Source organism: Pseudomonas rossensis, from assembly GCF_039888995.1.
Lineage (GTDB): Bacteria > Pseudomonadota > Gammaproteobacteria > Pseudomonadales > Pseudomonadaceae > Aquipseudomonas > Aquipseudomonas rossensis.
Map to the genome: position 1 here is coordinate 60,124 of NZ_JBBWCB010000004.1, position 14,540 is coordinate 74,663.

At 54.1% G+C, this 14,540-nt stretch carries 13 protein-coding genes; 7 read left to right on the plus strand and 6 right to left on the minus strand.

Annotated features, from left to right (window positions below; translation table 11 throughout):
* Nucleotides 1-7: 7 nt before the first annotated feature.
* From WLY71_RS02500 to WLY71_RS02525, 6 genes are all read right to left on the minus strand, one after another.
* Complete coding sequence (locus WLY71_RS02500) at nt 8-3,220, minus strand: outer membrane lipoprotein-sorting protein (protein ID WP_347802363.1); 3,213 nt, start codon at nt 3,218-3,220, stop codon at nt 8-10.
* Between the two features lie 10 nt (nt 3,221-3,230).
* Nucleotides 3,231-4,796, minus strand: coding sequence for an AMP-binding protein (locus tag WLY71_RS02505; RefSeq protein WP_347802364.1), 1,566 nt, complete (start codon nt 4,794-4,796; stop codon nt 3,231-3,233).
* An 80-nt stretch (nt 4,797-4,876) separates the two neighbouring features.
* Nucleotides 4,877-5,731 (minus strand): phosphate ABC transporter ATP-binding protein, encoded by an 855-nt coding sequence (locus WLY71_RS02510; RefSeq protein ID WP_347802365.1) that lies wholly within the window; start codon nt 5,729-5,731, stop codon nt 4,877-4,879.
* The gene (gene pstA, locus WLY71_RS02515; protein WP_347802366.1) at nt 5,732-6,607 is read right to left on the minus strand and encodes a phosphate ABC transporter permease PstA; all 876 of its coding nucleotides are present in this window, start codon (nt 6,605-6,607) and stop codon (nt 5,732-5,734) included.
* Nucleotides 6,604-7,500 carry a phosphate ABC transporter permease subunit PstC gene (pstC, locus tag WLY71_RS02520; RefSeq protein ID WP_347802367.1) on the minus strand — a complete coding sequence of 299 codons (897 nt, stop codon included), beginning with the start codon at nt 7,498-7,500 and terminating at the stop codon, nt 6,604-6,606. The genes pstA and pstC overlap by 4 nt, the downstream gene beginning before the upstream one ends.
* A 30-nt stretch (nt 7,501-7,530) precedes the next feature.
* On the minus strand, nt 7,531-8,409 hold the full coding sequence (locus WLY71_RS02525; RefSeq protein ID WP_347802368.1) for a phosphate ABC transporter substrate-binding protein: 879 nt from the start codon (nt 8,407-8,409) through the stop codon (nt 7,531-7,533).
* A gap of 159 nt (nt 8,410-8,568) precedes the next feature.
* Here WLY71_RS02525 and WLY71_RS02530 point away from each other — a divergent pair, with 159 nt between their 5' ends.
* The 7 genes from WLY71_RS02530 (at nt 8,569) to WLY71_RS02560 (ending at nt 14,492) form a co-directional block, all read left to right on the plus strand.
* Nucleotides 8,569-9,417, plus strand: coding sequence for a long-chain fatty aldehyde decarbonylase (locus WLY71_RS02530; RefSeq protein ID WP_347802369.1), 849 nt, complete (start codon nt 8,569-8,571; stop codon nt 9,415-9,417).
* A 43-nt stretch (nt 9,418-9,460) separates the two neighbouring features.
* Nucleotides 9,461-10,390 carry a permease gene (locus WLY71_RS02535; protein ID WP_347802370.1) on the plus strand — a complete coding sequence of 310 codons (930 nt, stop codon included), beginning with the start codon at nt 9,461-9,463 and terminating at the stop codon, nt 10,388-10,390.
* A gap of 24 nt (nt 10,391-10,414) precedes the next feature.
* Nucleotides 10,415-10,849 (plus strand): hypothetical protein, encoded by a 435-nt coding sequence (locus WLY71_RS02540; RefSeq protein WP_347802371.1) that lies wholly within the window; start codon nt 10,415-10,417, stop codon nt 10,847-10,849.
* The gene (locus WLY71_RS02545) at nt 10,846-12,054 is read left to right on the plus strand and encodes an SDR family oxidoreductase (protein ID WP_347802372.1); all 1,209 of its coding nucleotides are present in this window, start codon (nt 10,846-10,848) and stop codon (nt 12,052-12,054) included. Before WLY71_RS02540 ends, WLY71_RS02545 begins: the two co-directional genes overlap by 4 nt.
* Nucleotides 12,041-13,105 (plus strand): DUF8838 domain-containing protein, encoded by a 1,065-nt coding sequence (locus WLY71_RS02550; protein ID WP_347802373.1) that lies wholly within the window; start codon nt 12,041-12,043, stop codon nt 13,103-13,105. Before WLY71_RS02545 ends, WLY71_RS02550 begins: the two co-directional genes overlap by 14 nt.
* A gap of 125 nt (nt 13,106-13,230) precedes the next feature.
* On the plus strand, nt 13,231-13,914 hold the full coding sequence (locus WLY71_RS02555) for a response regulator transcription factor (protein ID WP_347802374.1): 684 nt from the start codon (nt 13,231-13,233) through the stop codon (nt 13,912-13,914).
* A gap of 242 nt (nt 13,915-14,156) precedes the next feature.
* Complete coding sequence (locus WLY71_RS02560) at nt 14,157-14,492, plus strand: hypothetical protein (RefSeq protein WP_347802375.1); 336 nt, start codon at nt 14,157-14,159, stop codon at nt 14,490-14,492.
* Nucleotides 14,493-14,540 lie beyond the last annotated feature (48 nt).

The window sequence follows — 14,540 nt, forward strand, 5'->3', positions numbered from 1 at the left end:
CCTCTCCTTATTTGGAAGCTATGTTGTTCGCGGAGAAGAGGCTGTCGCTCAGCGATTCGCCGACCTTGAAGTTGGAGAAAGTAATCGTAGTGGTATGCCCACTCTGCAGGTTCTTGCCCTCGGTTTTCATTGGCTGCCACTTTCTATTCGCTGAATCAACCAGCTGGATGTCCGCGAAGGAGAACTGTTTGTAAGGCTGCCCACTGGCATCCGAGGCTTCCACGTAAGTCGTGGCGAAATTGTCCTTGCGCACCCAAGTCACGCGCTTGGCATATCCCGAGTTAGTGCGAACGCTATCCTCAGCGGGTACCGACTCAATGACGTAATGCTCAACACCGTCACGTGCCTGCTGGCTGAGCAAGGTGTGCTTCCAGTCGCCGACCTTGTGCCCCATAACATCGCCATAGCTAAAGTCAGTACCGATGAAGCTGTCTTTTTTGTTCGAGGCCACTAGGCGACGCACACGTTTCATCGCCGGCAGGTATACCCACATATCGTCATCCTGGGCCGAGCGTTCAACAAGCAAAGTCGTGGTCCCGCGAATGTCTGCCGGCGCTTCGAAGCGAACCAGACGCATGGTGTCTTGCCCATTCTCCTGAAGTTTCGACGCCATGTTCGACTTGCGAACGCGCTTACCACCATCTTTGGTCTGCAGCACAAACTCTGCATCCGCCGTGGAAGTGCTGAAGCGAGTTACAGCAGCATTGCGCTCCATGATTTGCTTCGCCTCCAGCTCTGCAGACCAACCTACCTGTGAGTAAGTCAGGAAGCCGATAGCAGCAAGGATGATCAACAGCACTGCGCCACGATCACCCGAGCGACGCTGGAAAATGAATGCTGGTTTGAAGGTCAGAATGGCGCTCGGAATGAGGGTCAGAGTTGCCAACACGCTTGCCAGCATAGCCAGCACGATGAAAGTAGAAAGCCACATATGAACCTTGTAGTCATAGGAGAACATGAGGACGGCATAGCCACCTGCCACAGCAGTGGCAACGAACAGACAGGCTTTACCAGCGGTTTTCATTGCCATTTCGACGGCCTGAGGCAAGGCCTTGCCCTGGGCTGTGTACTCACCAATGCGGTATATGAGATAGATCGCGTAGTCAGCGCCAATCCCTACCGCCATGGCGGAGATCAACGAGTTGGGAATGTTCAGAGGGACACCGAAGTAGCCCATTACGCCGAAGACCAGCGAAAGAACCACAAGTAGCGGCGACAGCACCAGTAGGCCTGCGGTGAACGAACGGAATGCAATAACTGATACCGCAAAAATCACACCGAGAATTTGCGCGATGTTCAGCAGTTTGCTGTGCACCATCACATCGGTTACTGCCAGTGTCTGCGCCACCTCCCCGCCGAACGAAACCGTTACATTTTTGGGGAAGCGCTGGTTCGCAACCTCACGCAGCTCGTTTACCAGGCGATCAATTTCAGCGTTGCTGTTGGTCCTCAACATGATCGAGATCTTCGCTCGCTGGTAGTCATAATCGACATGCGCCGAGAAGTCTTCCGGGTCGCCAGACATCGAGTAAAGGAACAGGTACTGGGCAATCAGATTTCGATCATCAGGTAGTGGATTAATAGCACCAGTGTCCCCAGATGCAGCGCCGTGCATGCGCTGGAGAAAGTCATCGATGGACAAGGTCTTACCCACGATCGAGCGCTTCGCGGCATCAGCCTGGAGCTCCCGAATAGCATTCAGGATCTGTGGATCTTTCACTCCGTCGGCCTGCCCAGTGTCGACCATTACATACAGAACGTTGGTGCCGCCAGTCTGTGCGTTCAGCAGGTTATCGTCCCGCTGTAGTGGCAGTGAGTCAGAGAAGAAACTCTTGCTCGAGTTATCGACATGCACCTTGGGCCAGCCAGCAATCGCAACACCTATCAGTACGACGAAAGCCACCAGGATCCACCGACGACTACGCGGCGTGATCACCAAATGAGCAATGCGAGCACTCAGGCGATCCCAAATTCGCGGTTTGGTCTCGGTATCAATCTGTGCCGCCGAAGGTGGTTTCAGACTGGCACGAACTGCCGGAGTGAAAGTGAATTCCAGTAGCACTGCGGCGAGGATGCCGATGCCAGTGAAAATGCCGAAGGCCCGGACGGTTTCAAGCTCGAACACTACCAACGAGAAAAAACCCAAAGCTGCGACACCACCGGCGATCACCAAAACGGGCCCCACTGCTGCGAGCGATTGAATCGTCGCCAGCCGGTTAGCCACTTCTGGGGCAATGTGCTGTCCGTTGACCAATTCGATGAAGTGTTCGTAGTAGCGCTTGAGCAATTGAACAGCGTGCCCAGCCGCAATGGCAAGAATCAGGATTGGCGTGGGCGAGTTAAAGATATCCATCGGCACCTTCATCAATCCCATGATGCCGACGCCCCAAACCACTGAGAGCAACGCCGTCACCAAGGGAAGAATCAATCCCTGGCGCGTACGGAAGGCCTCGTAGTGCAGCAAGCCAATCACCAGCACCGCGATGGGGAACAGCCAGTTGATCCGATCTGCAAAAACTTCAGCCTGCTGCAGGAACACCGGGTTTCCACTCAAAGAAATCTCGACGCCCGGCGTGTTCTCCTGGCTCAGGATCCGGTGAACATCCGAGAGCATCGCCCCGAAACCGTTAGGGTTCTCCTTCAACTCCAGCATGATCGTAGCGGTTCGCCAGTCGCTGGAGATAACCGTATCTCGATAAACCGGGTTGGCTTCAATGGCCGACCTTAACGCACTAATTTGATCGGTTGTCGTGGGGATCTGGTCATCGAGCAGAGGCTTTGCCTCAAACCCTTCGGCGTTACCACGGATACTCTTGGCCTGCCGCGATGAGAGGCTAAGTAGAGTCTGCTTGGTAACCGATGGCGCGGCATATAGCTTGTCCGTAATGCGCTTTACGGCTTCGAGCACTTGCGGCTGCAGTGCATCACCCTGGGTTGGTGTCAGTCCTATTACCACGAGGTACTTCGATCCGAAGATTTTCTCGATGGTGTTGGTGGCCTTTATGTATGGATGGCTCTGCGGGACAACCGCGGCAGGATTGATGATGACTTGCTGTTTGGCTGCAAAAAAGCCGAAGAAAGCTGATAGAGCCAGCACAAGGGCGATAACCCACCGCCGATGATCGACCACCCAAGTCACATACTGCTCCAAGGGCAATGAGCTCTTGCTGGAGTTTTCGTGAACAGAATCTACCGCTGCGGTTTTCGTTATTTGCGTCATAAGTCAGGCATTAGCAGGAGGAATTAGGAGTTAAAGCCACGTCGTCTTCGTGAAGCCGAGCGATGTGATCTTTGAGAAGGTGTTTCTGGACCTTTGCAGACGCTGTATACGGAAACGCATCCACCACGATGTATTGCGTTGGACGCCACCCGTTGAAGGTCTTGGAAAGGATTTTTTCGAGCTCGACAGTTACTGAAGCGGTATCGACCTCAGGCATGGCCACCCAGGCAAGCACGCTCCGGCCACTGGCAACATCGGTCACCAGCAATGCTGCATCTGCAACACCCTGAACCAATCGAGCCTGATGCTCCACAAGGGCTGAACTGAGAGGGATGCCATCAACGATCAACGAATCTTCCATGCGATCGATGACCTCTAATTCTGAGTTTTCGTGCAGCGTCGCAAAGTCCCCGGTTGCCAACCAGTTACTATTATTTGCTGTGCTGTGGGCAACCCAATGCCCACGGGCCATCAGCTCACCGGTGCCTTCCGCCGAGCAAGCACCGCCTTTGCATTGCACGGCCAACTCGATTCCAAATACCGGCTTGCCGTGGCGCAGAGATGCCCTGGTGCTATCGAAGCGCTCGATGGTGGCCAATGGTGATGTCTCAGTCATTCCCCAGGCATGACATACCTCGACACCAAGCTCTTCCTGGATGAACTGAGCAACATCAAACGGTAGTCGAGTACCACCGACAACCGTGCGGCGCAGGGTACTGAAGCTCAATCCGCTGGTTCGCATGTACCGAACAAGCGCTAGCCAATGTGCAGAGACTGCCCCCAAAACCGTGATGCGGTGTTCCTCGATCCATTGGAACCACTGCGCAGGATCGCGATGCGGTGGTACGAGCACCAACGAAGCACCGACCAGCGGGCAAACAAAAGGAGCGCCCCAGGCACTAGCGTGGAAATTCTGCATGAGAGGCATAACCCGATCGGCACTGTTCAACCCCATCGCGTCGGGCAAGGCACAGGCCCAGGCATGCAACACTGTTGAACGGTGCGTGTACTCAACGATTTTCGGAACCCCTGTGGTCCCGGATGAGTAGCAGACATGGGATAAGGTATCTTCCGCAAACTCAGTAGTGGTGTATTCCCTACCACCTCCAGTGCCAAGCTTGGCCATAGCGCGTAGCGGGGTACCAGGAACCAATGCTGCGAATGCCTGGGCAGCACTCGCTGTAGCCGCATCATGCAACAACACGCCAGGTCGCACCTGCTGAAGAAAACGACCTAGATCTTCCGCGCGATGCTGAGGGTTCAGAAAATGAGTTACCACGCCTTGGCTTAGCGCTGCGTATAGCCAAGCCATTTGATCGAGTGAACTAAAGCCAAAACTGACAACTGCATCTCTGGACCGAAGCCCCATGGAGTGAAGCTCTGTGGCGCAGTTATTCGCAATTTTTGCCAACTGAGCATAGGTTTGAGTTTCAACCACGCCTTCTAGAGATACAGAGGTTACCGTTGCCGCTGCATGCACCTGTGCGGCATGTTTGAGCAGGTCATGGACATGAAGCGAGAGCATTTGCACTCTCGCGGTAGGGTACTGCACGGTATTAGAAGAGTATTTGTTCATGCGGCCATAGTAGAAATCGCCGCACTCCCCCCACAATGGAACCGATGTACCATGGCGCGACAACGTGCCTGTTGCTCAATTCAAGCAAACTGCAAGTAGGTCTGAGTCAACTCATGGCGCGGCCGATCAAACACATCCCTTGCTTTGCCACATTCAATCAGCTTGCCCACCCCCTCCAGCTTCCAAAAAACTGCTACCTGGCCTGCTACACGTCGTGCCTGACTTAGGCTATGGGTCACAAGAATGATCGTTCGTCGCTGAGCCAGGCTCAGAATCAACGTCTCAATTTTTTGAGTCGAGATCGGATCTAGAGCACTGCATGGTTCGTCCATCAGCAAAACATCTGGATTCAAAACCAGCGCCCGAGCAAGACACAGTCGTTGTTGCTGCCCACCGGACAACGCGATGGCCGAACTGTCGAGACGATCATGAACCTCGTCCCACAACCCCACTTCCCGTAATGACGACTCAATACGGCTATTGATATCGGCCTGCGCTTTAATGCCGTGCTGCCTGAGCGCGAACTCAAGGTTCTTGCGAATCGAAAATGGAAATGGATTGGGACGTTGAAACAGCATCCCAACCTGACGCCGCAACTGGGTCGAGTTTTTTGCCAGATGCTTATTGTCCATCCAGCTGAAGTTGATCGAGCCTTCTACCGAGCAGCCCGGCACGAGATCGTTCAGGCGGTTGATGCAATACAACAAACTCGACTTCCCACACCCTGATGGGCCGATGAGTGCGGTGACTGAATTGCGCGGAACGCGCAACGTCACTCCCTCAACGACTGTGCGCTTGCCATAACTCACGGAGAGGTCTTGGATATCGATATGCCCTTCCGCAGCAGTACTCAAGTGAGTAACCGTCCCGTGCACGCTTGATGCAGTTCGTACAAACGGTTCAAGCGATATAGCTCTATTGTCGTTGATCATCATTCAGAGACTCCGTGTCGTGTTGCCAGTCATGCGTCGCTGCATCCAACGAGTTAAGGCATGCACAGTGAAGCTGAGCAAGGCCAAGAGCAGCAGCAGCGCCAAGGCCGAGCCATAAGCGTTAGGGGTACCGCCCGGCACATTGGTCGATAGGTCATAAATATGAACAGAGACGCTGCGCCCGGAATCGAGAACCGATTCGGGCATCCTGTCGGAATAACCGCTGGTGAAGAGCAGTACAGCAGTTTCCGCCAGGGCTCTGGTCAACGCGAGCACAACACCTGCGCATATGCCAGGCAGTGCTACCGGTACCAACACATGCCATAAAACTGACTGTTTCGAGAGGCCGAGCGCTGCTCCGCCAGCGCGATGGGCAACACCCGCGGACTCTAAGGAGAATGCCAGTGAACGCGCCAAAGTGGGCAGGATCATGCAGGCCAAGGTCAGCCCGCCGGCCAGAATTGAATATCCCAATTCCAATTGCCTACAGAACAGGCTGAGTCCAAATAATCCAAACACGACCGAAGGAATGCCCGCCAGTATGTCGAGGCTGCAGCGCAGTATCGTAGCCGGCCAACCTGCGGGATTAAAACCTTCAGTCAACATTACCGCGACGCCAAACGCTAAGGGCAAGGCGGCCGTTAAGCTGACCAACACAATTCCCAGGGTGGACACGAGAATTGGTGCGATCCCCCCGCTGCGGCCTGCATCTTCCGGGCTCGCCAACAGAAAGTCCCAGCTCAGAACCTGAAGTCCGTTACCGAACACCGTTAGCAGCGGCCACAGGAGCATCGCAACTGCTGTCAACGTCAGACCATACATCACGAAGGTCCAGACGAAATCCCGAAAGTCGAAACCGAACACATGGAAGCGCCTCATGAGATCATCTTCCTCTGACGCATACCGACCCACTCGCCCACAGCAACCAACGCGCTGACCAACAGCAACATCAGCAGCCCGGCTACGAACAGGGAGGCGCGGTGATCCCCCATCGCGTAGGGCATTTCCAAGGCAATGTTCGCAGTCAACGCTCGTACTGGATCAAACAGCGAAGTCGGTACCTGCACAATGTTGCCACAGACCATCAACACCACCATTGTCTCGCCGATTGCTCGGGCAGCACCGAGTACCATTGCGGAAAAAATGCCCTGCCTGGCAGCAGGGATAACAATACGAAGCAATGTCTGGCTTGTTGAAACGCCCAGCGCTGTCGCTCCCTGGACATAAGCTGTCGGCACCGTCTGAAGGGCTGATTGGGTCAACACCGTGATCGTTGGGATTATCATCAGTGCAACAATGAGGACACCGGCCAATAAACTCGCACCTGGAGGGCTCCAGATGTTCACTATCGGAACGATCGAACTGACGCCCCAAAGTCCGTAGACCACGGTAGGCACTGCAGCACTGAGTTCCACAAGATTGCGCAGCACGTGAGAAAGCCGCGCGGGTGCTTTGAATGTCGTGACCAGCGAAATGGCCAGGCTCAGTGGTGTTGCAACGACAAGCGCACCAATGGTCAGGTAAAGGCTCGCCAATACCATTGGGGTCATGTTGAAGCTAGCGTCCCGCGGCCACCACCCCTCGTCCGTAAAGAATCTTATAGGCCCTCCCAGCGCGATTAGTGGGAAACCTTCACTCAACAAGAAAGCGACGATCAAAAACACGATTGCCGCGCCTAGTAGAGCGAGCATGGACATGGCCGACCAGAACGCCCATCCACGCAGCTTCGTGGGATGGACCTTCGCGACCACCTCATCTGTCAATAAAGTCATGAAGAGAGCCTGTTCAGCAGCGCCTGGCCGTCATTTCGTCACCGGAATGAAGTACATACGAGTAACAAAGGCTGCAGCTTCATTGGAGCGGGCAAACGCCAGGAAGTCCTGAACCGGCTCTGTGAGAGGCGCTTTGTAAACCAAATTCAGGTCTCGGCTGATCGCGTACTCGCCCGACGCAACCGCTGCTGTCGATGGAATCTGATCTCCTAAAGGGATTAGCCGAATTGCAGCGCCCTGATCGGCTTCATACTCAGCCGAACCAATGGACACGTAGCCGACTGCAGCGGGAGAGCCTGCAACAGTCTGAATACCTTGCTGGTTGTCTCCAATAATCACGTGGGCGCGGATATCTTTGTAGGGAATACCAAAAAACCCACTGAAAATTTCCAAGGTAGATCGCCCCTCTGCCTTGCTCACGACGGTGATAGGCGAATCGTCTCCCCCCACGTCTTTCCAATTGGTGATCCGGCCTGTGTAGATTCCGACAACCTGCTCTTTTGTCAGACCAGTTATCGGGTTGCTTTTATTGACGATCATGCCGATGCCATCTTTGGCAATCAGCGCATGCTGCAGATCCTGCTCTTCAGGTTTGAGCTCTCGGGAAACCATGCCAAGCACAGCCGTGCCGCTGCGCACATCCATAATCCCCCGAGCACTACCGCCTGCCTGGACCTCGATTCTAATGCCCGGATGTTCTCGCTCGTAAGCTTTGGCGAGTTCACTTATCAGCGGTGCGATAGTACTAGCCCCCACAACGCTGACACGCACGGCCTTGGCTTCAGTCTTTTGATCCGTCTCACGATTGCAGCCTGACAGGCAGAGCAACGCACCCAGCATCCACAGCGCAGGCACGCCAACGTGCCGGGCAGTCCAGGTTCTTGTATTCATTTCTTCCCCGATTTCCATGGGACACATCGAGTGACCGATGCGTCTATATCTGACTAATCGTAAGGCGGAACGGACCGAACTTTGAATAGAAGCTATGTACTATGGCAGTACGCCAGCAGCCTCCTGACAATTGCCGCGGCAAGGGAATGTCCTTGAGCCTAATGGGAGGATATAAAAATGAACGAAGTTTCTGCCGGCACACAGCCAAATCAGCGCGCACCAGTCGACTTACGTGCTGTAAACCGCCGAGAAGAACTGAGCACTGAGCACAACAAAAGCGACGGTTATTTCAACCTGATCGCGTACATCGCTTCCAACGCAATCGCTGGAGAGGTGATGGCGGTAGAGAACTATTCGGAAATGGTGCCGTTGATGCCAGATACCGAAAGTAAGATCGAAACCGTCAAACAAGCCTACGAAGAATCAAAACATATTCTGATGCTGGCCAGCTTGGGCAAACGCCACGACTACATTGTGATGCGTGAGATCGTGGAGCCGCAGTGGTTCAATATCCGCCGCCACTTCAGCGCTGCTGTTCAAAATAAGGACCTGGCTGCGTGCCTGATCATTCAGGACCTGATGACCGAAACCATGGCCATCGTGCTGTACCGCACCCTGCAGCGCCAGGGCGATCCGGACACTTCAGCACTGGCCGGAAAGATCCTGGAAGACGAACTGGAACATCTGGAAATCGGCCTGGCACGTATCCGTGGCCTGATCGCCAAAGACCCGGAAGGTGTTCATGAGAGCCTTAAATGGGCCCACCATCGTGTAATGCCAGAGCTGTTCAGCATGGTGAGCACCAGTTGCCACTTCCTCTGCGACCGACTGAACATTGACTGCGGTGCTCTTTCACTTGGTGATCTGAAGACCGACATCGACGAAATTCGCATCGAAGCTTTGGACACCTACGTAGAAACCCTCGATAAGGCGAACTTCGATCCGGTTGTCACGGCGGCACTGATCGAGTCGATGCAAACCTATGGCGGCACCCCGTCAATGAACGCTGGGCTGGCCAACGCCTGACGCGTTGCATCAGCCCGCTCTCATCAGTACCGGCGGAGCTCATATGTCCGATAACACAACCTTAACGCAGGGTATTCAAGCCTTCTTCGAGTTTCTGCTCATGGACGGTGCCCTGCTCATTGGGCTTTTCCTGCTGGTCACCTGGTTTGTGGTAATGCTGCAACAACGTATGCCCTTTCAAGCGACACAAGGCTCGCTGCTTGGGTCCTCGGGCTGGCGGTCGGCATTTGCCGCCAGTGTTGGGGGCGTCATCACGCCCTTTTGCTCCTGCTCCACGATTCCAGTGCTGAGCGGCATGCTCAGGGCAGGCGTTGGCTTCGTGCCCAGTTTCGCTTTTCTGGTGGCCTCGCCAGTAGTGAACGAGGGTGTGTTTATTCTGCTGTTCCTCACTGTGGGTTTTGTCCCTGGCGCTGTTTTCATCATCGGCGGCCTGGCCCTGACTTCCGCTGCTGGTGTAGTAGCAGGAAGGCTCGGACTGGCAAGACACGTGACGATAGCACCTGCCCCCAAGAGCAGTGCCGCCTTCCTGGGCCAGGGGATTCGAACTTGGCCCGGTTGGAAACCTGCGAGTCGATTCGCTTGGCTTGCAGCGAGGCAGGAGTTGCGGACGGTCGCGCCGTATCTGCTGATCGGTTTGTTCATCGGAGGCTTGATCTACGGTGCCGTACCGAAAGACACACTGATGAGCCTCGTCGATCGGCTACCGGCCGGGTGGCTGTATCTGGCATGCGCCTTGGTCGGCGTACCGCTGTACATCTCTCCCATAGCAGCACTGCCAATCGGATTTGCCCTAATCGAGAAAGGGTTTCCAGTCGGACCGCTTGTGACCTTTTTGGTGGCGGCAATTGGCACAAGCCCTCCCGAGATCATGCTGCTGTTCAGGCTTTTCAAACTCCCACTGGTGATAGCCCACACGCTAACAGTCATTGTTTGCGCTCTGGTCCTTGGCCTGGCTGTCGCACTCGTGCTGTAACCATCTAAATAAAGAGGGCAAGACATGCTCAATTTTTTCAAAAAGACTTCGGATGCAGATATCACCCAAGTCAAACGCGCATTGGGGCCCGAAGCTATCGTGGTGCTTTCCGCAAGTTGCTGTATGCCGGGCACTACGCAGGTTGACGAACAGATCGAAGCGGCAGCACGTAACGCATTGACGCAGGCCAAGCTGGACTGGCCGGTCCTCACAATTACCGTGACTACTGCGCAATCGATCCTTCCGAAGCTATCTGCAGAGCTGAACGCAAAAGAAGGCGCGGTAGCCCAGCAAGTCACGGAGCTGTTCATGGCTCATGGTCTGAGTGCATTCCCGATCGTCATTGTTGACCAGACTCTGGTCTCCTACGGTGGAGAGCCAGACCAAGCGATGATTCATAACGCACTGGTTGCAGCTTCTGAAACCAACCTTGGTCTCACGAGTGGAGAGGTCCGATGAAAACGCCTCTCCAGACCCCACGCCACGGAAAACGTGTCTTCCTAACAGGAGGTACGGGATTCCTCGGAGCACTCATGGCCGCTCAAGTGCTTAGCGATGACTGGGCAGATCACTTGGTCATCCCGACCAGGCGAGGTGACCATAAGATTGGTATTCCAGAAGAAGTGCAGCGTGAGCTTCTGGCATTGGGAAGAAGTGCTGACGAATTCGAGAAAAAGGTGACCACTGTTTACTGGCAGGGTGCTGAAACGGCATCGGTAGAGCTGCTGGAGAGCATGCTTCGCTCAGGAAATGTGGACACGGTAATCCACTGCGCAGGTTGCCTCGATTACTTCGATAATGAGGCGCTGCAAGCTCTGAACGTCGATTTCACTGCAAGGCTTACTATCGCGGCCAAACAAGCGGGAGTGAGCTTCTTTATCTTCGTTTCCACGGCCTACTCCGCTGGCTACTCTGGAGGTGTAGTGCCAGAAACGGCGCTGAATGAACCGCCCAGCGATCCTACCAACTACACGCTGACCAAGCGGGCAGCTGAGCGCGTAGTTACTGAATGTGGAATTCCATTCCTTGTTGTCAGACCATCAATCGTGATTGGTAGCTCTGCTGATGGTCGCTACAGCGGTAAGCGCTATGGCCTCTATCAACAATGGATGGGTATCGAAAGGCTGCTCTCCGATCGCCATCACGCCGAACTGCATACGGTCGCTACGGACCAAGCGCTCAATCTCCTGCACCAGGACGTTTTCCAAGCCAGCATCGCAAGCGTATTTCGGTGGGTGCCCGAAGGTGAATATGTCAACCTGGTCGTTGACGATCAGACCAGTCCGTCGATGAAAGACCTATGGCGACTATTCTGCGAAGTCACGCGCCCTAAGACCGTAATTTTCTACGCCAGCCTCCAAGCGGTTGATCTAAAGGCCATCAACATTCGCCAGCGAGGCTACATGACGTTCGCTCAGACCAACCTCGAAATCGGTGCCTACCCTTGGCAGTTCGACCGTCAGTGGCTCAAGGTTTTGAGCCAGCGTGGCCTGAACTTCACTGAAACGACATTGAGCACACTGCAGATCTGCCAAGACCGATTTATACGTTCCTCTCAGCCCATCCAACGGTACCTTGAGCGCTTCGGCGCGGACCTGCCTGTTCGAACTGAGTACCGTGACCACCTCGATACCTGGGACGTTTCTGCCAATGAACAAGCTTGATACCGCGGCCTTTCGACTGGAACCTTGGCAACGTGAATTGATCCACACCGCAGCTATAGCGAACGGCGCTCTCGAGACTGATGAGCACTCTGACTCCACACCTCATATCCTTTGGTGGGGAGGTGCGTATTCTGAATTGCTGTCTATGTGTATAGATAAGATGCGCGGCGAACTGATCATCGCTGATAGCGATCCACGACGACTACGCAAAAGCGCCGCGATGATGGACAACGCTCGCAGCGTGCGCCTAATGGCACTTTCTGATTTGTCACGTGACGCCAACGTTATTGAACCATTACTCCAGGGCGCATTACTTCGTGACATCGATGGTTACATCGCATTGGAGGAGAAACTGCGGTTTGGTGTTGAGCGTTCGCCCGCTGTTTCTGATGGCTGGGCCAGTCGAATCCTGATGGACTTCACCCTCAATCGTGTGGATGCTGAGGATGAAAAACAGGTATTGGGAGAAGCATTCCGCGCTCTGAACGTAACCGGTTGCGTGGTCTGCGCAGTACTTGTAAGCGATGAACCTTTAACCTCTCACCATACCGTCAGGTCCGCACCTGCCGGAGCGCCACTTCGGTTACCTTCAGAAACTGCTGTGATAGCTGCGTTCGAACAAGCCGGCTTCCATGGCATCACCTTCCATTGGTCGCCAACAGCAGCAAGCGCTATCGACAGAATTGGCGATGCTGAAGTACGCATGTGCACCGTCAAGGCATACAAAGGTAAACAAGGCCCATGCTGGGAGTTAGGACAGGCCGTTATCTATCGCGGTCCTTGGCTTGAAGTGCACGATGATGATGGACATGCGTATCGCCGTGGTGAGCGGGTCGCTGTATGTGCAAAAACATATGACCTGATGATGCGTGCTCCTTACCAAGGAGCCTTCCTCGGACTTCGCAGCATGAACGAACCACCGCTGGGTCAGGCCGCGCCTTTCGATTGCAACACTCCTACTCTTCGAGATCCGAAGGTGACCAAAGGGCTGGCTCCTTTTCAAGGGGCTCAGGCAGCAGCTTGCTGCTCCACAGAAAGCGGATGTTGCTAGACAAGTACCAATCGGCCGAGACCTGTCGCGAGGGATACCATTTGGCCATATAATCGAAATCCAAAGTGCATCAGGTGCCTGAAACTGGGCACCTGATGTGCTTACATCGGGCAGGGAGAGCGAATATGGAAAGCGTCAGGAACAGCTGGCAAATGCTTCAAACAAGCATCAGAACGCCATCCTTTCTAGACCTGGACGTGGACTGCACTGCCATTGGTATCGCCTCTGTGAATGGCCCCGCCGTTCACTTCAAGAAAATCCTATTTCTCGAAGGCGAAATTCACGAAGAGCCCGAAACTCTGCAGAGCCACTGTGCTTCGCTGCTCGCCCTATGGGCTGCAGTGAGAGCGCCTTCCTTGATAGATCTCGGCAAATGCACTTGTATAGGACGTCGCTTGCTCCTACAGGAGCCGACCCTTGGTAGAAGGTTTGCCGTCCACGCCACCCAACTCGACGAGAACAACCTTCTCTTTGCTGTCGTTAGTTCGACTAAGCGCTGGAACAACGTTGAAACTGCGAAAAGCCTAGTCACATTACTAGTTCAACATGCTGCTCAAATTCACGCAGCTGACGATTTCCAACCTTGTGTGCCACTTGAGCAGATAGGCGCAGGGCTGGATTGGTATCAGTTTACGACCAGGGAGGTTGAAATTCTGAAGCTAGTAGCCAGCGGAATCAGCAACAAGCAGATCGCCCGAGAATTAGGCTCAAGCCCAAATACGGTCCGAAATCAGATCCATACGTTGTTCCGCAAGGCAGAAGTGACAAACCGAACAGAGTTGGCACTTAGAGTTGCCGCAACGATTTGATACAGATGTTTACGATTTGCCGTCAGACGCTGCGAATGGCATTCCCGTTATCTTTGCGAAAGTCGGCAATGGTTTTGCGTTCCTGTGCGAATTTCCAGTCCGCTGATTAACCAAGAACTGGCAGATTTTACGTTCAGCGCAGACTTCAAAATGCTGCCTACGTTTTTTCACAGCCGGGGCCGATTTCTGCCTGTCACAACCGGTAGCCATGGGCAGTTCACTGCCGATCATGGTTACGAAGCGTGCTGGTCAACTCCGATGCAATCGGTGGTCAGATCGAATGCAAACGGGTAGTCAAGTGGAGTGCAGTATTCCAACTGGTATTCCAACTGGTATTCCAACTAAAAATAAAAATCGATATTAATATTATAAATCAATATCTTACTGAACGGATTCAAATTACCCCGGCCCACCAAATACGAAGCAAAACAAAACCCGCCAAGTGCGGGTTTTGTTGCATCTGGGGTTTGGTCATTTCTGTAGGCAGCATCACCCTCCCCGGCAAAAGCAGGCCTGACAGGAGCGTTGGGTGTCAGGCTTTGGAAGCATCATTTCAAGCACACGCTCAAATCGAGTGAGCTGTCATCAACGTATTAGTCGGCGATTCAACGCAACCGGACCTATGC

What these genes read in the sequence shown, in the direction of transcription:
- WLY71_RS02525 (WP_347802368.1), bottom strand. Translation starts at nt 8,409, where the DNA reads ATGGAAATCGGGGAAGAAATGAATACAAGAACCTGGACTGCCCGGCAC.
- WLY71_RS02510 (WP_347802365.1), bottom strand. Translation starts at nt 5,731, where the DNA reads ATGATGATCAACGACAATAGAGCTATATCGCTTGAACCGTTTGTACGA.
- WLY71_RS02505 (WP_347802364.1), bottom strand. Translation starts at nt 4,796, where the DNA reads ATGAACAAATACTCTTCTAATACCGTGCAGTACCCTACCGCGAGAGTG.
- WLY71_RS02500 (WP_347802363.1), bottom strand. Translation starts at nt 3,220, where the DNA reads ATGACGCAAATAACGAAAACCGCAGCGGTAGATTCTGTTCACGAAAAC.
- WLY71_RS02545 (WP_347802372.1), top strand. Translation starts at nt 10,846, where the DNA reads ATGAAAACGCCTCTCCAGACCCCACGCCACGGAAAACGTGTCTTCCTA.
- WLY71_RS02535 (WP_347802370.1), top strand. Translation starts at nt 9,461, where the DNA reads ATGTCCGATAACACAACCTTAACGCAGGGTATTCAAGCCTTCTTCGAG.
- WLY71_RS02530 (WP_347802369.1), top strand. Translation starts at nt 8,569, where the DNA reads ATGAACGAAGTTTCTGCCGGCACACAGCCAAATCAGCGCGCACCAGTC.
- pstA (WP_347802366.1), bottom strand. Translation starts at nt 6,607, where the DNA reads ATGAGGCGCTTCCATGTGTTCGGTTTCGACTTTCGGGATTTCGTCTGG.
- WLY71_RS02540 (WP_347802371.1), top strand. Translation starts at nt 10,415, where the DNA reads ATGCTCAATTTTTTCAAAAAGACTTCGGATGCAGATATCACCCAAGTC.
- pstC (WP_347802367.1), bottom strand. Translation starts at nt 7,500, where the DNA reads ATGACTTTATTGACAGATGAGGTGGTCGCGAAGGTCCATCCCACGAAG.
- WLY71_RS02550 (WP_347802373.1), top strand. Translation starts at nt 12,041, where the DNA reads ATGAACAAGCTTGATACCGCGGCCTTTCGACTGGAACCTTGGCAACGT.
- WLY71_RS02555 (WP_347802374.1), top strand. Translation starts at nt 13,231, where the DNA reads ATGGAAAGCGTCAGGAACAGCTGGCAAATGCTTCAAACAAGCATCAGA.